The sequence below is a fragment of the Teichococcus wenyumeiae genome (assembly GCF_003696345.1).
Lineage (GTDB): Bacteria > Pseudomonadota > Alphaproteobacteria > Acetobacterales > Acetobacteraceae > Pseudoroseomonas > Pseudoroseomonas wenyumeiae.
Window position 1 is genome coordinate 241,246 of the sequence record NZ_RFLX01000004.1, and the last position, 22,295, is coordinate 263,540.

Below are 22,295 nucleotides of genomic sequence, written 5' to 3' on the forward strand. Positions count from 1 at the left end.
TAGTCTCGCTTGCCAAGGCTGGGCCCCAGCAGTCATCCGGACCGGCGGGACGGGCCGGCCGGTGACGTTCAGGATGCCGCCTGCCGGCGTGGCTCCACCTTCGGGCCGGGCAGTTCCACCTCGATGGCCAGGGTGGACATGTCGCCCCCCCGGTCGAGCGAGACGTTCACCGCCTTGGCGTCGATCGCCACATACTTGGAGATCACCTCCAGCAGGTCCTTCTGCAGCTTAGGCAGGAAATCCTCGCCCGTGCGGCTGATGCGCTCATGCGCCAGGACGATCTGCAGCCGCTCCTTGGCCGCGCCGGCCGTCGGCGGGGGCTTGCGATTGCCTCGGAAGACGTCGAGCCAGCTCATCATGCCGCCCTTCCACCAAAGAGCCGGGACAGGAAGCCCTTCTTCTCGGGGTCGATGAAGCGGTGCGGCCGGTCCTGCCCCAGGAAGCGTGCCACCGCGTCGGAATAGGCCATGCCGGCGTTGGAATTCTCGTCCAGGATGACGGGATTGCCGGTGTTGGAAGCCTTCAGCACGCTCTCGCTTTCCGGGACCACGCCCAGCAGCGGAATGGCCAGGATCTCCCGGATGTCCTCCAGCTTCAGCATCTCGCCGCGCTCGACGCGGGCGGGATCGTAGCGGGTGACGAGCAGGTGCTCCTTCACCGGGTCCCGCTTCTCCTCGGCGCGCTTGGACTTGCTCTGCAGCACGCCCAGGATGCGGTCGGAGTCGCGGACGGAGGAGACTTCAGGGTTGGTCACGACCACCGCCTGGTCGGCGAAATAGAGCGCCAGCAGCGCGCCCTTCTCGATGCCGGCGGGGCTGTCGCAAAGGATGTAGTCGAAATCCTTGCTCAGCTCGTCGATGACGGTCTGCACGCCTTCCTTGGTCAGCGCGTCCTTGTCCCGCGTCTGGCTGGCGGGGAGGATGGACAGCGTGTCCACGCGCTTGTCACGGATCAGCGCCTGGTTCAGCCGCGCCTCGCCGTTGATCACGTTCACGATGTCGAACACCACGCGGCGTTCCACACCCATGATCAGGTCCAGGTTGCGCAGGCCGACGTCGAAGTCGATCACGACAGTCTTCTTGCCGCTCTGGGCGAGGCCGGTGGCGAAGGCGGCCGAGGTCGTGGTCTTGCCAACGCCCCCCTTGCCGGATGTCACCACGATCACTTGCGCCATAGGGTCAGTCTCCTCTCCGCCGGGCCGCGGCCCAGTCAGCCCAGCTTGTCGAAACGCATGCTCTCACCGATCAGCCTGACCTGAACAGGCTTGCCGATCGGTGCTTCAGTCAGGCCCTCACGCACGGCGTAGTAGCCCGCGATGGAGACCAGTTCGGGGTCGAAATTCAGCGCGAAGACGCGTGCATCGGTGTTGTCCGCTCCCCCAGCAATAGCCCGCCCCCGCAAGGCACCATAGACATGCAGATTGCCATCAGCGATCACCTCGGCGCCAGCATTCACCGTGCCGGTGACGATCAGATCTGCATTTTGGGCCCAGACGCGCTGGCCGGCGCGGACGGAGGTATCGACCACCATGGTCGGCCGCGCCATGCCCTCGGGCAGCGGGGGCGGCGGTGGGGGCTCGGCGCTGGCGGCGGGGGCCTGGGGCGGCGGCTGCGGCGCGGGCTGCTGCACCGGCACATCCTCCTCCCGCCCGCCGGCGGCGCGCAGCGGCGGCAGGCCGGCGGATTGCGCCAGCGACCTCATTTCCGGCGTGCCGCCGGTGGTGCCGATCGGCATGATCTCGATGTTGCGCAGCTCGGCCACCAGGCGGGCGAAGTCCACCTCATGGGGCGCCGCCGCGATGTCATCGAGGCCGATGACGATGGGCGCGAAGCGCAGGAAGCCCGGCGCGCGGCGGAACTGGTCCCCCAGCGCGGGGACGATCACCTCGGGCCGCGCATCCAGCAGCCGCAGCACCAGCAGGTTGAAATTGGCGCCCCGCAGCCGGAACGGCTCGAAGCGGGGCTGGGCGGCGGGGGCTGACATCGGCTGCGGTGCGAGTCCTGTTTTTCGAGGGCGCATGGCCGGCGCCAGACATGGTCGCCACCATCCCCATACCTATACAGGCCAGACGCGCCGCGGCGAAGCCCGGGTGGGATAAACCCTGCGGATTCCGTGGTTTTTCCGCCGCAATGTGGCCGAATCGGGCGCCCGCCCCTACCCTGCCGCCGCACTGAGCAGGAGCGAGCGATGCCGAAGCAGATCCCCCGCCGCGCGGAATACCGTCACTTCATCCAGGTGCCGACGCGCTGGGCGGACCAGGACGCGCTGCAGCACATCAACAACGCCGTCTACTACACCTACTTCGACACGGCGGTGGCCAGCTTCCTGCACGGCACCGGCATCCTGGACAATCACGCCTCCGCCGTCACCGCCGTGGTGGTGGAGACCACCTGCCGCCACCATGCCCCCGCCTTCTTCCCGGATGTGCTGGATGTCGGGTTGCGGGTGGCCCATGTGGGCAATTCCTCCATCCGCTACGAGATCGGCATCTTCCGCGCTGGCCAGGAGACCGCCTGCGCCGAGGGCCACTTCATCCATGTGCACGTGGACCGGCAGGACATGAGCCAGACACGCCCGGTGCCGGAGGCCCTGCGCGCCGCCGTGGCACCGCTGATAGTCACGCCTGCCGGCTGATTTTCGCCAGCGGGAGGCGCAGCCTGCCCAAGCCGGCGGCGCCCGCCGCCCAGGCTCTGGGCAGCAGAGGATGGCGGGCGGAGCTCGGCAGGCCCGGCACGGCAGTTGCAAGACCGGCAAGGCCGCAACCGCCAGGATATGCCGTGACAATCCTCCCGACATCCGGCCAGCCGCTCGGCAGCCGTGTCTCCGCCACCCGGCTGCCCACGCCAGCCTTGTGGTTCAGGCTGCTGGCCCAGGATTCGGCGGCACTGCGCCAGGCACGGCCGGGGCAGCTCGACCTGCCCTATGCGTCGGCGGAATGGTGCCGCTGGGACCTCTTTCCCGCCGCCGACCCCAACCGCCCCTGCCTGATCCTGCTGCATGGCGCCGAGTCACCCGATCGGGAATGGCGCGGCGGCAGCCCACGCGAATGCTCCGCCCTGGCGGAAGGCCTGCGCGCCCATGGCTGGGCCGCCGCGCTGCCAGGGCGCGGCCTGGCCCCGGCGGTCACGCCCAGCCGCATCGTGCACGAGACGCACAAGGCCCTGGGATGGCTGGCGGCACAAGGCCCACGGCATGGCATCGCGGGGCCGCTGGTGGTGGCTGGGTGGGGGGCCGGCGCGCATCTGGCGGCACTGGCGCTGGACCACCCGCATGTCGTTGCCGGCATGGGCATCTGCGGCGCCTACGAGCTGGATGCCGATGGCGCGGATGCGACCGAACTGGAAGTCGCGGTGCTCTCGCCCCTGCACCTGCCGGTGGTACGGAAGCCATTCGTCCTGGCGCATGAGGGGGCGGAAGCCGCGGCGGCCTCGGCCGCCTTTCATGCCGCACGGCAGGCCGGCGGCGGCTCGGGCAGGCTGATCGCCCTGCCCGGCCAGGGCACCACTCGGCTGCTGGATGAGCTGCGCGCGCCGGATGGCGCGCTGTGCCGTGCGGTGCTGGAGTTGGCGGGTTAGGCCGGCTTCCGCTCGATCAGCTCGATCTTGTAGCCGTCCGGGTCCTCGATGAAGGCGATGACGGTGGTGCCGAACTTCACCGGGCCGGGCTCGCGCGAGATCTTCACGCCCTCGGCGCGCAGCTTGTCGCAGGTGGCGTAGATATCGGGCACGCCGATCGCCAGGTGGCCGAAGGCATTGCCCAGCTCGTACTTCTCGACGCCATAGTTGTAGGTCAGCTCGATCACCCCCGCGCCCGTGCTCTCCGGCGCGAAGCCGACGAAAGCGAGGGTGTACTTGCCGTCCGGCACGTCGTTGCGGCGCAGTTCCTTCATGCCCAGGAGGCGGGTGTAGAAGTCCACGCTGCGGTCCAGGTCGCCGACGCGGATCATGGTGTGCAGGAAGCTGCTCATGCCGGGTTCTCCGTTTGCTCGATAGGCGCCCATTCAGGCGCGAAAGGGTCCAGGGCCAGCACGAACATGCCGGCAGCCTCGGCGGCGGCCAGCGTCGCGGGGCGGTCGATGACAATGGTGCCGTCCGCCTGGATGGCAATGCCCCGCAGGCCGGCCGCGGCGGCGGCGGCCACGGTATCCGGCCCGATGGTCGGCAGGTCCACCCGCCGGTCCTGCCCAGGCTTCATCACTTTCACGAAAACGCCGCCGGGGCCTTCGCGCTGCAATGTACCGGCGCGGGCCAGCATGGCGTCAGTGCCCTCGATGGCCTCCACCGCCAGCACCAGCCCCTGCTGCACCACGCAGCCTTGCCCCACATCGGCGGCGCCGATGATGCGCACCACATGCAGGCCACGGCGGATATCCAGCACCGCCTGCTCATCCGGCTGCACCGAGGTCAGCACGCCGGGCTGGTCCACGAGGATCTCGGTCATGATCTGGCGGGCTTCCAGCGGGTTGAAGCCTTCCTCCCGCAGCACCTGCACCACGGCCGTCAGCAGCGAGTCATCGCCGCCGAAGGCCTTCATGCCGACGCGCGGCAGCAGGCGGGCGGCGCCGGCATCCGGGCGCAGGGACAGGAAGCTGGGCCGGCGCACGGCACCGGCCAGGATCAGGTCCCGCACCCCGGCGGCACGCAGCCAATCCAGCATGCGCCCGGCGGCGCCCATGCGGCAGACAATATGAGGATAGGCAGCATAATCGGCCGGATTGGCGAAGCCCTCCAGCACGACAACATGCACAGGCCGGCCCGCCGCCTGGGCGGAGGCCGCCGCGCGCTGCGGCAGCAGGCCGCCGCCGGCGATGATGCCCAACGGCCCGCCCAGCGGCGCCCGGAAGCCCAGCTTGGCCACGGTGGCGGCGGAAAGCGCCATCCCGCTCAGCCCTCCGCCGAGTCCTCGTCGTCCACGATCTCGCGCCCGGCCTTGCAGAGCCCGCGGCGGCTGTCGGCGCGGACGAAATCCAGGATCTCCCGCACCACCGGGTCGGCGCCATGCTGCGCCTCCACGGCGGCCAAGCGGTCCTCGAAGACGCCGGGAGAGCGGAACAGCGTGCGATAGATGCCGCGCAGCACATGGATCTGCGCGCGCGGGAAGCCCCGGCGCCTCAGCCCGATCAGGTTGAGCCCGGTCAGACGCGCCCGGTTGCCCATGACGGCACCGAAGGGGATCACATCCGCCTCCACGCCGCTCATGCCGCCGATCACGGCCTGCCGGCCGATGCGCACGAACTGGTGCAACGCTGCGCCGCCGCCCACGAAGACGGTGTCCGCGATCCGCACATGGCCGCCGAGCATGACGTTGTTGGCCAGGATGACGTGGTGGTCCAGTTCGCAGTCATGGCCGATATGGGCGACGCACATGATCAGGCAGTCCGCGCCCACCCTGGTGACGCCATGGCCGCCGACGCTGCCACGGTGGATCGTGGCATGCTCGCGGATCACGGTGCGGGCGCCGACCTCGACGCGGGTCGGCTCGTCCTTGTACTTCAGGTCCTGCGGCGGCAGTCCGACGCTGGCGAAGGACATCACCTGCACGCCGGCGCCCAGATGCACCCGGCCATCGATCACGGCATGGGACTGCAGGAAGACGCCTTCCTCCAGCACCGCCTCGGCGCTGACGATGCACCAGGGACCGATACGGCAATTGGGGCCGATGCGGGCGCCCTCGGCCACCACGGCGGTGGGGTGGATCACGGCGCTGGGGTCGATGCCCTGCGCCAAGCTGGTCACCTGGTCTGGCACCGGCTCAGGCGCCCACGATCATGGCGGTGATGACCGCCTCGGCCACCACGGCTCCATCGACGCGCGCGACGCAGCCGAACTTCCAGACATTGCCGCGCTGCCGCTCCTTGTTCACATGGATGCGCAGCTGATCGCCAGGGCCCACGGGCTTGCGGAACTTCGCGTTCTCGATGCTCATGAAATACACCAGCCGGCCGCGCGCGGAGGCGCCCAGCGTCTCGACCACCAGCACGCCGGAGGTCTGCGCCATGGCTTCCACGATCAGCACGCCCGGCATCACCGGATGCGCCGGAAAGTGGCCCTGGAAGAAATTCTCGTTGATGGTGACGTTCTTGATGCCGATGGCGCTCTCGCCCAGCACCACATCCACCATCCGGTCCACCAGCAGGAACGGGTAGCGGTGTGGGATCGCCTGCATGATGCGGGCGATATCGACCGCCTCGATCCGATCTCCACCCGCTCCTTCCGGAGTTGCCTGTTCTTGCTGGTCCATGGTTGTCAGTCCGTCTTGTCTGGCCGGGTGCGGCCGGATTGCGCCGTCGCGGGCTTCCCGCCGCGGGCGCCGATGTTGCGCTGCTGGATGGAGGCACGGAGCCAGTCGCGCAAGGGCATTGCGGGCGTGCCGGCCATGTCCATACCGTCCGGGATGTCCGAGAGCACCCCCGCCTGAGCGCCGATCCGCGCCTTAGAGCCGATCTTGAGATGGCCCGCGAAGCCCGCCTGCCCGGCTGCCGTCACGTAATCGCCCAGCACGGTGGAGCCGGAGATACCGACCTGCGACACGATCACGCAGCCCCGCCCCGTCGCCACGTTGTGGCCGATCTGCACCAGGTTGTCGAGCCGCGTGCCCGGGCCGATCACGGTGTCGTCCAGCGTGCCACGGTCGACGCAACTATTGGCGCCGATCTCCACCTCATCGCCCAGAATGACACGGCCAAGCTGCGGGATGGTGACGAAGCGGCCCTCGGGCGTCGGCGTGAAGCCGAAGCCCTCGTTGCCCACCCGCGCACCACCATGCAGCGTGACGCGATGGCCGGCGATGCAATGGCTGACGCTGGCATGCGGATGCAGCCGGCAATCATCCCCGAAGATGCAGCCGGGGCCGATCACGACATGGGCGCCCACGGTGCAGCGGGCGCCGAGCTTCACGCCTGCGCCGATCACCGCATGGGGGCCGATCTCGCAGCCCTCGCCCAGCTCGGCATCCGGCGCCACCACGGCGGTGGGATGGATGCCCGGCTGACGCTCCGGCCCTGGATGGAACAGGGCCGCGATGCGGGCGAAGACCAGGTGCGGCATGGGCGAGACCAGGGCCGCCACGCCCTCCGGCACGGAAGCAAGGAAGCCCTCGGCCAGCACCACGGCGCCGGCCCGGGTCTCGCGCAGCGCCGCGAGGTGGCGGCGGCCGTCGAGGAAGGAGACATCCCCCGCCCCGGCCGAGCCAAGCGGCGACACGCCCTGCAGCAGCCGCGCGCCATCCCCCACCGCGCGCGCCCCGGTGGCCTCGGCAAGCCGCGCCAGGCTGTGCGGCCCGGTGCCGGGATGGAAGCGCGGATCGACGGGCATGGCCCGGTTCAGTTCCGGCGGTTCTGCTGGCCCTGATTGCCGTTCTGGGCCGGTCGCTGGTTGTTGTTGGCGGCGGGGGCCGGGGCATCCTCGGCCGGCACGCTCACGCTCTTCAGGATCTTGTTGAGCTGCACGGCCACTTCCGGCGTCAGGTCGAAGGGCGGCTCATTGAAGATCACCAGCGGGCGCGGCAGCACCAGGTTCACCTTGCGGCTGGAAGCCACCTGACGGATCACCACCGCCAGCGCCTGCTCGATCTCCATCAGGCTGCCCTGGGCCGCCTGCTCGATGGCGCGGGAGCGGTCACGGAAGATCTTCTGGGCGTCCTGTACGCGGTCCTGCAGGTCACGCTCCTTAGTGCGCAGGTCCTCGGGCGAGAGACCGGCGCGCTGGGCGGCCAGGGCCTGCTGCTCGTCGCGCCAGCGGGCCTGCTCCTTCTGCAGGTCGTCGTTCAGCTTGGCGCGGCGCTTCTCGATCTCTTCCCGCACGCCGTTGAAGGCGGTGGACTGGCGCTGCACTTCCGGCACATCGACAATGCCGATGACGGCAGCCGGCGGCTGCTCGCCGGGCGGCAGCGGCGCCGGGTTCGGCTGCACGGCGCGCTGCGCCGGGCGCTGCTGCTGTTGGGCCGGGCGCTGGGCCGGGGCCTGCGCCGGGCGCTGCTGCTGGGCACCGCCCTGGCCCTGGCCAGGAACGAACCACTCCTGCTGTTGCTGGGCCATGGCGGCGCCGCCGAGGCTGGAAGTGGAAAGCAGAATCGCCGCCAGGGCGACCGTTGCGCGTCGCGCCATCGTCGGAATACTCCGTGCCGGCCAGGGTTGGGCGTGGTCTTCGCCGCGCGCCGACACCCGGGCATGGTTGGCGGGGGGCGCCTTGCCGCCCCCCGGTGGCTGATTAGGCAGCCGGAACAGGATCAGAACCGGGTGCCGAAGCCGAAGCGGAAGACCTGCGTCTCGTCGTAGGACTTCTTCACCACGGCCTGCGCCAGGTCGATGTTGATGAGGCCGAAGGGGCTGCGCCAGGAAATGCCGACGCCCACGCCTACACGCGGGCTTGCGCTGTCCCGCACGCCTGTATCGGCATCGACATCGCTGAGCGAGCCCACATCGACGAAGGCACGGCCGAGCAGCCCGATCTCGGACGGCAGCGGCAGCGGGAAGCGCATCTCGGTGCTCTGCGTCCAGATCACGCGGCCACCCAGCGAGTCGCGGGTGGGGGTGCTGAGGTCGCGCGGGCCGGCGCCGGCGATGGCGAAGCCACGCAGGTTCTCGCCGCCCAGGAAGAAGCGGTCAACGATGCGTTCCGGCTTGTCGTTGAAGGAACGCATGATGCCGCCGCTGGCGGAGAGCGAGAGCACGTAGTCCGGGTCACCCAGCCAGCGCTCGAAGGGAATGAAGTAGTTGCCGTCCACCCGGGCGCGCACATAGGCCACATCGCCGCCCAGGCCGGCGAGATCGGTGCCGAGGCGCACCACATAGCCGCTGCGTGGGTCCAGCCGGGAGTCGCGGGTGTCGTAGGTCAGCGTCTGGCCGATCTGCGACAGCCAGGTCACGCCCTTCTGCTCGGCGATGTAGCGGCTGACGCCCTCGTCGATGTTGAAGACATTACGGCGGGAGAGCGTATAGGCCCAGCTCTGCCGAAGGCGCTCATTGAACTCATAGCCAGCCCGCAGGGCGCCACCGGCGCGGCGCTCCTCGTAGCCCGAGTATTCGCGCAGGTCGCGCTGGACGTAGAAGAGGTCCAGACCCACCGAGAGGTTGCGGTCCAGGAAGGACGGATCGGTGACCGAGAGGTCCACCTGGCTGCGGCGCTGCGCGATGGTTGTGTTGATGCGGGCATCAATGCCCGTGCCCACCAGGTTGCGCTCACGCAGGCCGATATCCGCCAGCGCACCGGCATCGGTGGAATAGCCACCGCCCAGCGACAGCTCACCCGTCGCGCGCTCCGTGACATTGGTGGTCAGCACCACCTGGTCCGGCTGCGAGCCCGGCGTGCTGTTGATGGTGACATCCGGGTTGAAGTAGCCCAGGTCGCGGATGCGCTGACGCGAGCGCTGCACGGCGGCGGCATTGAAGGCATCGCCTTCCGCCAGCCGCATCTCGCGCCGGATCACGCGGTCCTGCGTGCGGGTATTGCCGGTGATCTCGATGCGCTCGACATAGGAGCGCGGCCCCTCGGCCACGTCGAAGGTCAGGTCGATGGTCTTGCCGGCGACATCGCGGTTGATGCGCGGCTCCACGGCCACGAAGGGCGCGCCCTGCAGGTTGGCGCTGTCCTCGATCGCCTGCACGGTGCGCTCGATGGCATCGCCGTCGTACCAGTCGCCGGAATGGACCTCCAGCACGTCACGGAGCTGGTCGCCCGTCACGTTGCGCAGGCTGGAGTTGATGTCCACCTTGCCGACGCGGAAGCGCGGGCCTTCCTTGATGGTGTAGGTGACAAAGAAGCCGCTGCGGTCCGGCGCCAGCTCGGCGGTGCTGCTGGTCACCTCGGCATCGGCGAAGCCCTGGCGCTGGTAGTAGCGGCGGATCAGCTCGCGATCGAAGTTCAGCCGCTCCGGCTCATAGGTGTCGGAGGAGGAGAAGGGCCGGTACCAGGCTTCCTCACGCGAGGAGACCACTTCCTTCAGCCGGCTGTCGGAGAAGGAGTCGTTGCCGACGAAATTGATGCGGGAGATCAGGGCGGTATCGCCCTCGGTGATCTCGTAGACCACGTCCACGCGGTCGTTGCCGCGGTCGATCACCTTGGGCTCGATGCGCGTGGCGAAGCGGCCACGGCGGGCATAAAGCTCCAGCAGGCGGGTGCGGTCGTTCTGCGCGGCGGCATCGGTATAGACCGAGCGCGGCTTCAGCAGCGACGCCTCGCGCAGGTTGTCGTCGGAGATCTTGCGATTCCCCTCGAAGACCACCTGGTTGACGATCGGGTTTTCCACCACCGTCACCACCACGCGGTCACCGTCGCGCCCGATCTGGACATCGCGGAAAAGGCCGGTGGCGAAAAGGGTGCGCAGGCTGCGGTCCTGGCGGTCCGTGTCGTAGCGGTCGCCGGGCTGCAGCAGCATGTAGGAGCGGATGGTATCCGCCTCGATGCGCTGGTTGCCGCGCACCTCGATGGCGCGGATTACCTCACCCGTCGGGCGGGCGGCCGCCGGCGCCGCACGGCGTGCCGGAGCACGCTGCGGCTGTGCTTCCGCCGAGGGCGGCAGCAGCACCGGAATGAGGCAGGTTGCGGCGAGCAGGATGGCGCGTGTGGCGTGCAAGTGCTTCGGTCCCAGGACCTGGAGAATGGATCGAGGCCTCATGACGGGCCGGGAGCGGCCGGAGACTAGCGGGGAAGGTCCTCCCCCGCCAGTCCCACGGGACCTTTGCCGTTTATGCAGCCTTCACCTTCGATTGCAACAGGTTGCACACGCGGGATGTGAGCTTGTCAGCCGAAGAGCCTGGAAACCCAGCCCATCGGGATCAGGCGGGTGATGTCATTCCAGGTGGTGAAGATGAACAACGCCGCAAGCACGGCGATTCCCGCCCGGAAGCCGTATTCCATGGCGCGCGGCGACAGCGGGCGGCCACGGATGGCCTCGGCCGCGTAGAAGACCAGGTGGCCACCATCCAGCACCGGGATGGGGAAGAGGTTGATCAGCGCCAGATTCACCGAAAGCACGGCGATGAAGGTGATCAGGCTGGCGAGGCCGAGCTGGGCCACCTGCCCCGAAAGCTGCGCGATGCGCAGCGGCCCGCCCAGGTCCTCGGTGCCACGGCGGCCCGTGATCATCTCCCAGATGCCGGCGAAGGTCTGGCCGGTGATATCCACGGTCTGAGTGACGCCGGCGACCATGGCACTGATCGGGTTCAGCCGGCGGAATTCCGGCGCGCCGCCGGTGACGCCCAGCACGCCCACCCGGTTGCCCTCCGATTCGCGGGCGGCGGGGGTAACGGTCAGGGTCTGCTCCCCACCCTCACGCGCGACGCGGACCTGCACCGGCTGGCCGGCACGCGGCTGGATGTGGCGCTGCACGTCCTCGAAGCGGCGCACCTCCTGGCCGTCCAGGGCCAGGATGCGGTCGCCCGGCTGCAGGCCGGCGCTGGCGGCGGCGCTACCCTCCATCACCGTGCCCACGGTGGCGCTGGGCAGCGGCTGGCCGATGCTCATGTAAAGCCCGGCGAAGAGCACGGCGGCCAGGATGAAATTGGCGGCGGGCCCGGCGGCGACCACGATGGCACGGTCCCGCACCGGCTTATTGTGGAAGGTGCGGCCCTCGATCCAGCGCGCCATCTGCTGCTCGGTGGCGTCGCCAGGGCCTTCCTGGCCGTGCAGCTTCACGAAGCCACCCAGCGGCAGCCAGGAAAGGCGCCATTCGGTGCCCTGGCGGTCCGTCCAGCTCTTGATGACCTTGCCGAAGCCGATAGAGAAGACCTCGACATGCACGCCGCGCCAGCGGGCGGCGAGGTAGTGGCCCATCTCATGCACGAAGACGAGCACGCCCAGCACCACGATGAAGGCAATGATGCTGCGCAGTCCGTCGGACAGGAATTCCAAGATCGTATCTCCGCCCCCCGGCGGGGCTTAATGGGTCAGGCCGCGCGGCGGGCCGCCCGGTCGGTCGCATCCTGCCGCGCCGCGGCATCCAATGCCAGCACGGCGGCGAGGTCCGGCACGGCGGGCGAGCCCAGCGAGGCCAGCACTTCCTCCACCACCGCGGCGATGTCGAGGAAGCCCAGCCTGCGGCCAAGGAACAGCCCGACAGCCACCTCGTTGGCGGCATTCAGAATGGTGGTGGCCCCCTGCCCGGCCCGCAAGGCTTCGCGGGCCAGACGTAACGCGGGGAAACGCACGGTATCCGGCGCGTAAAACTCCAGCTTCGCCAGGGCCGCCAGATCAAGGCGCGGCACGTCCACATGCATCCGCCGCGGCCAGGCCAGGGCATGCGCGATGGGCGTGCGCATATCCGGCGAGCCGAGCTGCGCCAGCAGCGAGCCATCGGCATACTGCACCAGCCCGTGCACCGCCGATTGCGGATGCACCAGCACCTCGATACGATCCTCGGGCACCGGGAAGAGGCGCGCGGCCTCGATCAGCTCCAGCCCCTTGTTCATCATGGTGGCGGAATCGACGCTGATCTTGGCGCCCATGGACCAGACCGGATGGGCCACTGCCTGCTCCGGCGTGACGCGCGCCATGTGTTCCAGGCTGGCCTGCCGGAAGGGGCCGCCGGAAGCGGTCAGGATGATCTTCTCGACCACCGAGGGGTCGCGGGCGTCCAGCGCCTGGAAGATGGCGTTGTGCTCGGAATCGACCGGCAGGATGGTGGCGCCGGAAGCACGGGCGGCGGCCAGCACGATCTCGCCGGCGCAGACCAGCGCTTCCTTGTTGGCCACGGCCAGGGTGCCGCCGCGCGCCAGGGCGGCCAGCGCCGGCTCCAGCCCGGCTGCGCCGACGATGGCGGCCATGGTCCAGTCCGCCGGCATGCCGGCGGCGGCCAAAACGGCGTCCCGCCCGCAGGCGGAGGCGATGCCGCTGCCCGCCAGGGCCGCTTCCAGCGCCGGGCCGGCGGCGGGGTCCGCCAGCACCGCGATGCGCGGCCGCAGCCGCTTCGCCTGCTCGGCCAGCGCGGCGGCATCGCGGCCGGCGACCAGCGCGACTACCTCGAATTCACCCGGCGCCGCCGCGTCCAGCAGCGCCACGGTGCTGCGCCCGACCGAGCCGGTGCTGCCCAGGATGGAAACCGTGCGCGTCATCGCCAGAGAACCACCCCGTAGCCCATAAAGGAGGCCAGCAGTGCCGCAAGCGGGGCGGCGGCGATCAGCCCGTCCAGCCGGTCCAGCAATCCGCCATGGCCGGGGATCAGCGCGGAGCTGTCCTTCACGCCAAAGCGACGCTTGAAATAGCTTTCAAACAGATCGCCCAACTGGGTTGCGATGCCCAGCACCGCGGCGATGCCAGCGGCCTTGAGCATGTCGTCCGGATAGGGCGTGGCCCAGGCGGCGACCAGCGCGCCGAACACCATGGTGCAGGCCAGCCCGCCCAGGGCGCCCGACCAGGTCTTGCCGGGGGAAATGGCAGGCGCCAGCTTCGGCCCGCCCAGCATGCGGCCGAACATATAGGCGCCGATATCGCTGGCCCAGACCACGGCGATCAGGAACAGGACATTGTCGCGCCCGGCTTCGTTGTCATGCCGCAGCGTGATCAGGCTGATGCCGGCGATGCCGACGTAAAGCACGCCAAGGGCCAGCCAGCCGACCGGCGCCGGGCGTCCGTCGCGCCGGCGCATCCAGCCGGCGCCCACCAGCGTGGCCAGGAAGCCCAGCAGCAGCAGCAGCAGCGCCAGCAGCGTATGATCGAAAACAGCGAAGGCGCAGGCCACGAAGACCGCCAGCGGCACCGCCGCACCCGGCAAGGCACGGTTCCGCAGGCCGCAGAGATGCACCCATTCCCAGACCAGCCCGGCAATGGCCACCGCCATCAGGGCCGTCCAGGGCAGCGCACCCAGCCAGATGCAGAGCAGCGCGCCCGGCCCCAGCACGGCGGCGGAAATGGCGCGCTTCTTCAGGTCGCGCCAGCGCTTGGCTTTCTCCTGCGCCTCAGCCGTCACCATCAATCAGCCTGCCCCGTAGCGCCGCTCACGCCGCGCGTAGCTGCCCACAGCCTCGGCGAGCTGGGTGGCGCCGAAATCCGGCCAGAGCGTTTCAGTGAACCAGAGCTCGGCATAAGCAGCCTGCCAGAGCAGGAAGTTGGACAGGCGCTTCTCGCCCGAGGTGCGGATGATCAGGTCCGGGTCCGGCATGCCAAGGGTGAAGAGGCGGCGTGTCAGCATCGCCTCATCCACCGCCGCCGCATCCAGACGCCCGGCGGCGACATCCTGCGCCAGGGAGCGCGCGGCCGCCGCGATCTCCGCCCGGCTGCCATAGGACAGCGCGACGGTGAGGTTGAGGCCGGTATTATTGGCCGTCAGCGCCTCGGCTTCCCGGATGGCGGCTACAGTCTCCGGCCCGAAGCGTTCCCGCTCCCCGATCACGCGCAGCCGCACCTTGTTGCGGTGCAGGGCCGCGATCTCATGCCGCAGGTAGAAGCGCAGCAGGCCCGTCAGGTCCCGCACCTCATCCTCCGACCGCCGCCAGTTCTCGGAAGAGAAGGCGAAGAGCGTGAGCCAGCCGATGCCCGACTTGGCCGCCGCCTCGACGGTGCGGCGCACCGCGTCGGCGCCAGCCTTGTGACCCAGGGCACTGGGAAGGCCGCGGGCACGTGCCCAGCGGCGGTTGCCGTCCATGATGATGCCAACATGGACAGGCACGCAGGAGGGCGTACCGTCCTTCAGTGCCGGGGCCGCTCCGGACGCCGCGCTCATTCGATTGCCGTTCCGCCTGGCTGGAGAAAGGAAGGTAGGGACGTCAGACGGTCTTGATGTCCTTTTCCTTCTCGGCCAGCAGCTCATCCACCTTCTTGATGGTGCTGTCGGTCAGCTTCTGCACCTCATCGGACCAGCGCTTGGCGTCGTCCTTCGAGATCTCGGACTTGGTTTCCCAGCCCTTGATGGTCTCCATGCCGTCGCGGCGCACGCCACGGGCGGCGACCTTGGCGGATTCGGCGTATTTGGCGGCCTGCTTGGCCAGCTCGTTGCGGCGGTCAGCCGTCAGCGGCGGCAGCGGCACGCGGATGGTCTGGCCTTCGGTCTGCGGGTTAAGGCCCAGGCCGGAGTCGCGGATGGCGATCTCCACCGCCTTGGCGGCCGAACGGTCCCAGACCTGCACCTGCAGCATCGAAGGCCCGCCCACCGAGATATTCGCCACCTGGTTCAGCGGCTGGTTGGCGCCGTAGATCTCGACACGGATCGGCTCCAGCAGCGCCGGCGAGGCGCGGCCGGTGCGCAGGCCGTTGAATTCCTTCTTCAGCGACTCCAGCGCGCCATCCATGCGGCGCGAAAGGTCCTGCTTCAGGTTGGGGAAGTCTGCGGGAGCGGCCATGGCGGGGCGTCCTTCTTCTACTTCTCTACGACAACGGCGACAGGCGTTACTGGTCTACGACCGTGGTGAAACGGCCCTCGCCCTGCATCACGGCGGTGAAGGCGCCGGTTTCATGGATGTTGAACACGATGATCGGCAGCTTGTTCTCGCGCGCCAGGCTGATGGCGGCAGCGTCCATCACGGCCAGGTCGCGGGCCAGCATGTCGAGATAGGTCAGGGTGATGTAGCGCTCGGCCTGCGGGTTCTTGCGCGGGTCGGCGGAATAGACGCCGTCCACCTGCGTACCCTTGAACAGCGCGTCGCAGTTCATCTCAGCCGCCCGCAGCGCGGCGGCGGTATCGGTGGTGAAGAAGGGGTTGCCCGAGCCGCCGGCGAAGATAACCACCCGCCCCTTCTCCATGTGCCGCTGAGCGCGGCGGCGGATGAAGGGCTCGCAGACGCTGCTCATCGGGATGGCGGACTGCACCCGGGTGGGCACGCCGATCTTCTCCAGCGCGTTCTGCATGGCCAGTGCGTTCATGACCGTGGCCAGCATGCCCATGTTATCGGCCTGCGCCCTGTCCATGCCGGAGGATGCGCCGGAGACGCCGCGGAAGATATTGCCGCCGCCCACCACCACGCAGACCTCGACGCCCAGCGCCACGGCGCCCTTGATATCCTCGGCGATCGCTTTGACCGTGGCATTGTCGAGGCCATAGTCGCGGCCGCCCATCAGCGCCTCCCCCGAGAGCTTGAGCAGGACGCGCTTGTAGATCGGGGCGGGCATTGAGGCGAGGCTCCATCAGAAAGCCGAGGCGAGGCAACTGGCACGATAGGCAGCCGGCCCCGATGCGGCAAGGCCGGGCAATCCGGCCTTTACACAAGAAGACGGGGGCGTCGGCCATGCCAACACCCCCGCCTGACGCTTCAGACCTGAGCGATCAGACCGTACCGGCGGCCGCGGCCACCTCGGCGGCGAAGTCACCGGTCTGCTTCTCGATGCCCTCGCCGAGCTGGAAGCGGGCAAAGCCCGTCAGCTTGGCGCCGGCCTTCTGGACCACGGACTTCACGCGGCTCTCGCCGTCATGCACCCAGACCTGCTCCAGCAGCACCACTTCCTCGTAGTACTTGCGGACGCGGCCCTCGACCATCTTCTCGATGATGGCATCCGGCTTGCCGGAAGCGCGGGCCTGCTCGGTCAGCACCGCCTTCTCACGCTCCAGGGCGGAGGGGTCCACCACGGAAACGTCCAGCGCCTCCGGGCGCGCGGCGGCGACGTGCATGCCGATCTGGCGGCCCAGCGTCTCCAGCGCCTCGATCTCGGACGGGGCTTCCAGAGCGGCCAGCACGCCGATCTTGCCGAGGCCCGGCTTGACGGCGGAGTGCGTGTAGGTCGCGACCACGCCCGACGGCACCGTCAGGCGCTTGGCGCGGCGGATGCTCATGTTCTCGCCGATGGTGGCGATCAGGCGCGTCAGCTCTTCCTGCACGGAGTGGCCGGTGCCGGGGAAGGTGTAGGCCTTGATCTGCTCCACGTCGTCGCCGACCACCAGCACGATGCCGGCAACCTCGGAGACGAAGTTCTGGAACAGCTCGTTGCGGGCCACGAAGTCGGTCTCGGCATTCACCTCGACCATGCCGGCGACCTGCGGGCCGCTGGCGACACCGATCAGGCCCTCGGCAGCCACGCGGCCGGACTTCTTGGCCGCGGCGGCCAGGCCCTTCTTGCGCAGCCAGTCGACGGCGGCCTCGATGTTGCCATCAGCCTCCACCAGCGCCTTCTTGCAATCCATCATGCCCGCGCCGGTCTTCTCGCGCAGGTCACGCACCATCAGGGCAGTGATCTCAGCCATATCGGATCTCCTTGCTCTGCCGCGTCTCAGACCTTGCCGGCCGCGTTGCCGTCGTCCTGGTTGGCCTGGACCATGGTCTCAACGGTCTCGGTGTCAAGGCCGACGCCCGGGCTGGTCTGGGCATTCTCGAGCACCGGCTCTTCCTCCGGCAGCTCCTCGGAAGCGCCCAGGTCGACGCCGGAGGCCTGCAGCTCGGCGGAGATGCCGTCGAACACGGCGCCAGCCACCAGGTCGCAGTAGAGGTTGATGGCGCGGATGGCGTCATCGTTGCCCGGGATCGGGTAGGCGATGCCCGAGGGATCGGCGTTGGAGTCGAGCACGGCGACAACCGGGATGCCCAGCTTGTTGGCTTCCTCGATCGCCAGCTTCTCCTTCACCACGTCGATGACGAAGATGATGTCCGGCAGGCCGCCCATGTCACGGATGCCGCCGAGCGCGCGGTCGAGCTTCTCCTTCTCGCGCGTCAGCATCAGGATCTCTTTCTTGGTGAGACCCTGGGTGTTGCCGCCCAGCTGCTCGTCCATCTGCTTCAGGCGCTTGATGGAGCCCGTGATGGTCTTCCAGTTGGTCAGCATGCCGCCGAGCCAACGGTGGTTCACGTAGTACTGGCCGCAGCGGGTCGCGGCATCGGCCACGTATTCGGCGGCGGACTTCTTGGTGCCCACGAAGAGCACGCGGCCACCGGCGGCGACGACATCACGGACGGCGCGGAGCGCGCGGTCCATCAGGGGGACGGTCTGCTGCAGGTCGAGGATGTGGACCTGGTTGCGCACGCCGAAGATGTACGGCGCCATCTTCGGGTTCCAGCGGCGGGTGTGGTGGCCAAAGTGGACACCGGCCTCAAGCAGCTGACGCAGGGAAACTTCGGGCATCGCCATGGCGGCGTTCCTTCCTTCAGATCGTAGTCCGGTTGAGCCTCCGCGGCGCTAAGCCCCCTCTCGGGGGACCGGACCCTGGCACCATGTGGGTGGAAGGGCGCGCCGCGTGCGGATTTGCCCGTCCCGGGCGCATCCCGGGGCGGACGCGGCGGCATATGGCATGCCCCGCCGGCCGGGGCAAGCTTGGCCTGCCGGAACTAGCGGATATCGTCCTCCGCATCCGGCCGCAGCCCCAGGCGCACCGGCAGCGTTGTCGGATCATCGAAGAGGATGGCGTTCGGCAGCGGGACGGGCCGCCCTTCCTCCAGCCGCACCAGGGCCGGCACGCCGCGGATGCCGAGGCCCTGCATCAGCTTCTCCGCCATGGCCTGGCGGGTGGCCATGGCCTCGTCCAGGCCGGGGTCGTCCGACTCCAGCAGCGCCACCGCCTCATCCAGCCCCAGGTCCCGCAGCACGGCGAGCAGTTGCGCCGGGTCGGTGTTGTCCTGGCCGTCCACGTAGCGCAGCAGCTGGATGCGGTGCAGCGCCTCCAGCTCCTTCGCCGGCTCGGTCAGGTGCACGGCGGTCAGGGCCCGGGTGGCGGCGGTGGAGTCGAAGCGCCCGGCTGGGTTGCCCAGCACCTTCTCCCGATAGGCTTCGGAGAATACCTGGCCCGTCAGCTGCGCGATGCGCTGGTCGTTCGTCCAGGCATAGGCCGCGAAATCCGGCGTCATGCTGCGCTCGCCCCCGGCGAAGAGGCCGGTGGCCAGGGGGTGCAGCAGGGCCGAGGGCTCCAGCTCCAGCTTCACCACGGCGGGCGTGGCGCCGTAGCACCAGCCGCAGAGCGGGTCGTAGAGATAGAAGAACTCATGCATCTCAGCCGGCCTCCACATGGGCGACACCAGGCACGACCTTCATGGCCTGCGCCATGCGGGGGGAGACATTGAACAAGCCGGGCAGCAGCACCTCGATCTCCTGCCCCGGCCCGGTGCGCGGGATCAGCGCGACCTTGCCCTTGCCCGGCCCTTCCCGCTCCAGCAACGTGCGGATCGGCTCCACGGCGGCAATGTCGTCGATGGTCAGGCGCAACATCTGCCGCAGCCCGGCCGCTGCCTTGTCCAGCCCCTCCAGGTCCTGCGCGGTCAGGCGCAGGGTCTCGCCTTCCATCCGCGCCTCGCAGGTGACCAGGATGGCATTGCCCTCCTTCAGCATCTCGCGCGAGCGCAGCAGCACCTCGGAGAAGAGCGTCACCTCGGTACTGCCGGAGGAATCGGAGATGCGCACCCAGGCCATGCGGCTGCCGGTGCGGGTGGTGCGCTCCTTGCTGTTCACCACGGTGCCGGCCAGCTTCAGGCGCCCGACGCCCGCCTCCGCCCGCGCCTGGGCAAGGGCGATGGAGGTCGCCCCCAGCTTCCGCAGCGCTTCCTTGTAGGTGTCCAGCGGATGGGCGGAGAGATGGAAGCCCACCGCCTCCGCCTCATGCGACAGGCGCTCCAGTTCCGGCCAGTCCGGGATCTCCGGCAGGCGCAGCGGCTCGGGCCGCGCGTCGCCACCGCCGAAAAGGCCGATCTGGCTGGAGGCACGTTCCTCCGCCTTGGCCTGAGCGCGGCGCAGGATCACCTCGGCACCCGTCATCACCCTGGCGCGGTTCTTTTCCAGCGTATCGAAGGCGCCGGCGCGGGCCAGGTTCTCCAGCTGCATCTTGTTCAGCAGCTTAGGATCGACGCGACCGGCGAAATCGGCAACGGATTCGAAGGGCCGGTCGCGCGCGGCCACTAGGTCCTTCATCGCCTGCAAGCCGACGCGCTTCACTGCCGCGAGGGCGAAGCGGATGCACTCGTTGCCCTCGGCGTCCTTCTCGACCCGGAAATCGGCGGCGGAACGGTTCACGTCCGGCGGCAGCACCTTGATGCCAAGGCGCGAGGCCTCCTGCATGTGGTTCGCCAGCTTCTCCGTCTTGTCCATGTCGAAGGTCATGGAGGCAGCGATAAAGGCCACCGGGTGGTTCGCCTTCAGATAGGCGGTGTGATAGGCAACCAGCGCATAAGCGGCGGCGTGAGATTTGTTGAAGCCGTATTCGGCAAACTTCTCCATCAGGTCGAAGATCTCGCCGGCCTTGCCTTCCGGCACGCCGTTCTTCACCGCACCGTCCACGAAGATCTTGCGCTGCGCCTCCATCTCCGAGCGGATCTTCTTGCCCATGGCGCGGCGCAGCAGGTCGGCGCCGCCGAGGCTGTAGCCGGCCACGTCCTGGCTGATCTGCATCACCTGCTCCTGGTAGACCAGGATGCCATAGGTTTCCTCGACCAGGTGGCGCATGGCCGGATGCACCGGCTCCCAGGCCTCGCCATGCTTGCGGGCGCAATAGGCCGGGATATTCGCCATGGGGCCCGGACGGTAGAGCGAGACGGCGGCGATCAGATCCTCGAAGCGGTCGGGCCGCATCATGCGAAGGCAGTCCCGCATGCCCTGGCCTTCGAACTGGAACACGCCGGCGGAGTCGCCGCGCGCCAGCATGTCGTAGGTCTTCTTGTCGTCCAGCGGGATGCGGGTGAGATCGACCTCGTGGCCCTGCTCCGCCAGGATCTCCACCGCGCGTTGCAAGACCGTCAGCGTCTTCAGGCCGAGGAAGTCGAACTTCACCAGCGAGGCATTTTCCACGTATTTCATGGAATACTGCGTCACCAGCATGTCGGAGCGCGGGTCGCGGTAGAGCGCGACGATGTCGATCAGCGGCTTGCGCCCGATCACCACGCCGGCCGCGTGGGTCGAGGCGTTGCGGTAAAGCCCTTCCAGCACCAGGGCCGTTTCCATCAGCCGGTCTACCGTCTCGTCCGCGCGCATGTCCTGCAGGCGCGGCTCGCCGTCGAGCGCCTGCTGCAGCGTCACGGGCTTGGCCGGGTTGAAGGGAATCAGCTCGGCGATGCGGTTCACCTGGCCATAGGGCATGCCCATGACGCGCCCCACGTCGCGCACCACCGCCTTGGCCTGCAACCGGCCGAAGGTGATGATCTGCGCCACGCGGTCCTCGCCATATTCACGGCGCACATACTGGATCACCTCGTCACGCCGGTCCTGGCAGAAGTCGATGTCGAAGTCGGGCATCGACACGCGCTCGGGGTTCAGGAAGCGCTCGAAGAGCAGGCCGAAGCGCAGCGGGTCCAGGTCGGTGATCAGCAGCGCCCAGGCAGCGACGGAACCGGCGCCCGAGCCACGCCCGGGGCCCACGGGAATGCCCTGCTGCTTCGCCCACTGGATGAAGTCGGCCACGATCAGGAAGTAGCCGGAGAAGCCCATCTTCTCGATGACGTTGAGCTCGAATTCCAGCCGGTCGTGGTAGACCTTGCGTTCCGTCGTGCCCTGCGCGTCCAGCCGTGCTTCCAACCCGCGCCGGGCCATGTCGCGCACCGTTTCGGCCTCGGTCATGCCGGGCTGCACCTTGGGGCAGATCGGCAGCTCGGGCTTGCGGTTCTCCGCCATGATGTGGCAGCGGCGGGCGATGGCCAGCGTGTTGTCGCAGGCTTCCGGCAGGTCGGCGAAGAGCTTCCGCATGGCCGCGGCGGACTTGAAGTAATGCTCGGCCGTCAGGCGGCGCCGGTCGGGCTCCGCCAGGGTGCGCCCCTCGGCGATGCAGAGCAGCGCGTCATGCGCCTCGTACATCTCCGGCTTGGCGAAATAGACATCGTTGGTGGCGACCACCGGCAGGCCGGCGGCATCGGCCAGGGCCAGCATCGCCGGGTCCAGCCCGCGCTCGACCGGAAGGCCGTGGCGGGTCAGCTCCACCGCCAGGCGGTCGGAGAAGCTTTCCTTCAATGCATCCAGCAGATGCGCGGCGGCCTCCTTGCGGCCTTCCGACAGCAGCCGGCCCAGTGGCCCGGCTGTGCCGCCGGTCAGCAGGAAGACGCCCTCGGAATGGCTGCGCAGCAGGTCCAGCGTGATGGTCGGCTTGCCGGAAGGATCGTCCCGCAGGAAGCCATGCGAGGACAGGCGCTGGACATTCTCCAGCCCCTGCGCGTTCATCGCCAGCACTACCAGCGGGTCAGGCAGCAGGCGCGCCTGTTCCGGCCGGTCATCCGTCGCCGCGCGCGTCAGGTTGAGCTGGCAGCCGATGATCGGCTGCACGCCCTTGCCGGAGCAGTAGTTCGAGAATTCCAGGGCGCCGAACATATTGGCGGTGTCGGTCAGCGCCAGGGCCGGCATGCCGGCCTCCTTGGCCAGCACCGCCAGCTTGTCCGCCTTGATGGCGCCCTCGGCGAGGGAATAGGCGGAATGGGTGTGCAGATGGACGAAGGAACCGGACATGGGAGGGATATAGCACCTCCCCTGCCCGGCTTC

22 protein-coding genes are annotated in these 22,295 nt (G+C 68.9%); 2 read left to right on the plus strand and 20 right to left on the minus strand.

Going from position 1 to position 22,295, the window contains the following annotated elements; all coding sequences use genetic code 11:
* Positions 1 to 68: 68 nt before the first annotated feature.
* The 3 genes from minE to minC are packed head-to-tail and all read right to left on the minus strand — an operon-like array spanning position 69 to position 1,983.
* Complete coding sequence (minE, locus tag EBE87_RS08415; RefSeq protein WP_456316271.1) at positions 69 to 359, minus strand: cell division topological specificity factor MinE; 291 nt, start codon at positions 357 to 359, stop codon at positions 69 to 71.
* The gene (gene minD, locus EBE87_RS08420) at positions 356 to 1,174 is read right to left on the minus strand and encodes a septum site-determining protein MinD (protein WP_120638044.1); all 819 of its coding nucleotides are present in this window, start codon (positions 1,172 to 1,174) and stop codon (positions 356 to 358) included. The genes minE and minD overlap by 4 nt, the downstream gene beginning before the upstream one ends.
* 35 nt (positions 1,175 to 1,209) lie before the next feature.
* Complete coding sequence (gene minC, locus EBE87_RS08425; protein ID WP_122139949.1) at positions 1,210 to 1,983, minus strand: septum site-determining protein MinC; 774 nt, start codon at positions 1,981 to 1,983, stop codon at positions 1,210 to 1,212.
* Positions 1,984 to 2,187: 204 nt separating this feature from the next.
* On the opposite strand from minC, the gene EBE87_RS08430 reads away from it, so the two are divergent.
* Together EBE87_RS08430 and EBE87_RS08435 are read left to right on the plus strand one after the other, a co-directional pair.
* Complete coding sequence (locus EBE87_RS08430; RefSeq protein ID WP_120640821.1) at positions 2,188 to 2,634, plus strand: acyl-CoA thioesterase; 447 nt, start codon at positions 2,188 to 2,190, stop codon at positions 2,632 to 2,634.
* 143 nt (positions 2,635 to 2,777) lie between these two features.
* Entirely contained in the window at positions 2,778 to 3,575 is a 798-nt protein-coding gene (locus EBE87_RS08435) for an alpha/beta hydrolase family protein (RefSeq protein ID WP_120640820.1), read from the plus strand.
* Here the strand turns inward: EBE87_RS08435 and gloA are convergent.
* From gloA to dnaE, 17 genes are all read right to left on the minus strand, one after another.
* Complete coding sequence (gloA, locus tag EBE87_RS08440) at positions 3,572 to 3,967, minus strand: lactoylglutathione lyase (RefSeq protein WP_120640819.1); 396 nt, start codon at positions 3,965 to 3,967, stop codon at positions 3,572 to 3,574. The two genes, EBE87_RS08435 and gloA, sit on opposite strands and share 4 nt — an antisense overlap.
* A complete protein-coding gene (locus EBE87_RS08445) occupies positions 3,964 to 4,878 on the minus strand; it encodes an LpxI family protein (protein WP_120640818.1) in 915 nt (304 codons plus the stop codon). The genes gloA and EBE87_RS08445 overlap by 4 nt, the downstream gene beginning before the upstream one ends.
* Before the next feature lie 5 nt (positions 4,879 to 4,883).
* Positions 4,884 to 5,735 (minus strand): acyl-ACP--UDP-N-acetylglucosamine O-acyltransferase, encoded by an 852-nt coding sequence (gene lpxA / locus EBE87_RS08450; RefSeq protein ID WP_233553460.1) that lies wholly within the window; start codon positions 5,733 to 5,735, stop codon positions 4,884 to 4,886.
* 16 nt (positions 5,736 to 5,751) lie between these two features.
* The gene (gene fabZ, locus EBE87_RS08455) at positions 5,752 to 6,240 is read right to left on the minus strand and encodes a 3-hydroxyacyl-ACP dehydratase FabZ (protein ID WP_120640817.1); all 489 of its coding nucleotides are present in this window, start codon (positions 6,238 to 6,240) and stop codon (positions 5,752 to 5,754) included.
* 5 nt (positions 6,241 to 6,245) lie between these two features.
* Positions 6,246 to 7,313: a UDP-3-O-(3-hydroxymyristoyl)glucosamine N-acyltransferase gene (gene lpxD, locus EBE87_RS08460; protein WP_120640816.1), complete on the minus strand. Its 1,068-nt coding sequence runs from the start codon at positions 7,311 to 7,313 to the stop codon at positions 6,246 to 6,248.
* 8 nt (positions 7,314 to 7,321) lie between these two features.
* On the minus strand, positions 7,322 to 8,104 hold the full coding sequence (locus EBE87_RS08465; protein ID WP_122139950.1) for an OmpH family outer membrane protein: 783 nt from the start codon (positions 8,102 to 8,104) through the stop codon (positions 7,322 to 7,324).
* A 122-nt stretch (positions 8,105 to 8,226) separates the two neighbouring features.
* Complete coding sequence (gene bamA / locus EBE87_RS08470) at positions 8,227 to 10,572, minus strand: outer membrane protein assembly factor BamA (protein WP_199707996.1); 2,346 nt, start codon at positions 10,570 to 10,572, stop codon at positions 8,227 to 8,229.
* A 167-nt stretch (positions 10,573 to 10,739) separates the two neighbouring features.
* Positions 10,740 to 11,840, minus strand: coding sequence for an RIP metalloprotease RseP (gene rseP, locus EBE87_RS08475; RefSeq protein ID WP_120640946.1), 1,101 nt, complete (start codon positions 11,838 to 11,840; stop codon positions 10,740 to 10,742).
* A gap of 44 nt (positions 11,841 to 11,884) precedes the next feature.
* Entirely contained in the window at positions 11,885 to 13,048 is a 1,164-nt protein-coding gene (dxr, locus tag EBE87_RS08480) for a 1-deoxy-D-xylulose-5-phosphate reductoisomerase (protein ID WP_122139951.1), read from the minus strand.
* Complete coding sequence (locus EBE87_RS08485) at positions 13,045 to 13,905, minus strand: phosphatidate cytidylyltransferase (protein ID WP_120638913.1); 861 nt, start codon at positions 13,903 to 13,905, stop codon at positions 13,045 to 13,047. The genes dxr and EBE87_RS08485 overlap by 4 nt, the downstream gene beginning before the upstream one ends.
* A 3-nt stretch (positions 13,906 to 13,908) precedes the next feature.
* Positions 13,909 to 14,655: a polyprenyl diphosphate synthase gene (uppS, locus tag EBE87_RS08490; protein WP_120638912.1), complete on the minus strand. Its 747-nt coding sequence runs from the start codon at positions 14,653 to 14,655 to the stop codon at positions 13,909 to 13,911.
* A gap of 43 nt (positions 14,656 to 14,698) precedes the next feature.
* Positions 14,699 to 15,271, minus strand: a complete 573-nt coding sequence (gene frr, locus EBE87_RS08495) for a ribosome recycling factor (protein WP_120638911.1) — start codon at positions 15,269 to 15,271, stop codon at positions 14,699 to 14,701.
* A 46-nt stretch (positions 15,272 to 15,317) separates the two neighbouring features.
* Positions 15,318 to 16,037 (minus strand): UMP kinase, encoded by a 720-nt coding sequence (gene pyrH / locus EBE87_RS08500; protein ID WP_120638910.1) that lies wholly within the window; start codon positions 16,035 to 16,037, stop codon positions 15,318 to 15,320.
* A gap of 154 nt (positions 16,038 to 16,191) precedes the next feature.
* A complete protein-coding gene (gene tsf / locus EBE87_RS08505; protein ID WP_120638909.1) occupies positions 16,192 to 17,103 on the minus strand; it encodes a translation elongation factor Ts in 912 nt (303 codons plus the stop codon).
* Between the two features lie 26 nt (positions 17,104 to 17,129).
* Complete coding sequence (gene rpsB, locus EBE87_RS08510; protein ID WP_120638908.1) at positions 17,130 to 17,981, minus strand: 30S ribosomal protein S2; 852 nt, start codon at positions 17,979 to 17,981, stop codon at positions 17,130 to 17,132.
* Positions 17,982 to 18,178: 197 nt separating this feature from the next.
* Positions 18,179 to 18,835, minus strand: a complete 657-nt coding sequence (locus EBE87_RS08515) for a DsbA family protein (RefSeq protein WP_120638907.1) — start codon at positions 18,833 to 18,835, stop codon at positions 18,179 to 18,181.
* 1 nt (position 18,836) lies between these two features.
* Positions 18,837 to 22,262 (minus strand): DNA polymerase III subunit alpha, encoded by a 3,426-nt coding sequence (dnaE, locus tag EBE87_RS08520; RefSeq protein ID WP_120638906.1) that lies wholly within the window; start codon positions 22,260 to 22,262, stop codon positions 18,837 to 18,839.
* Positions 22,263 to 22,295 lie beyond the last annotated feature (33 nt).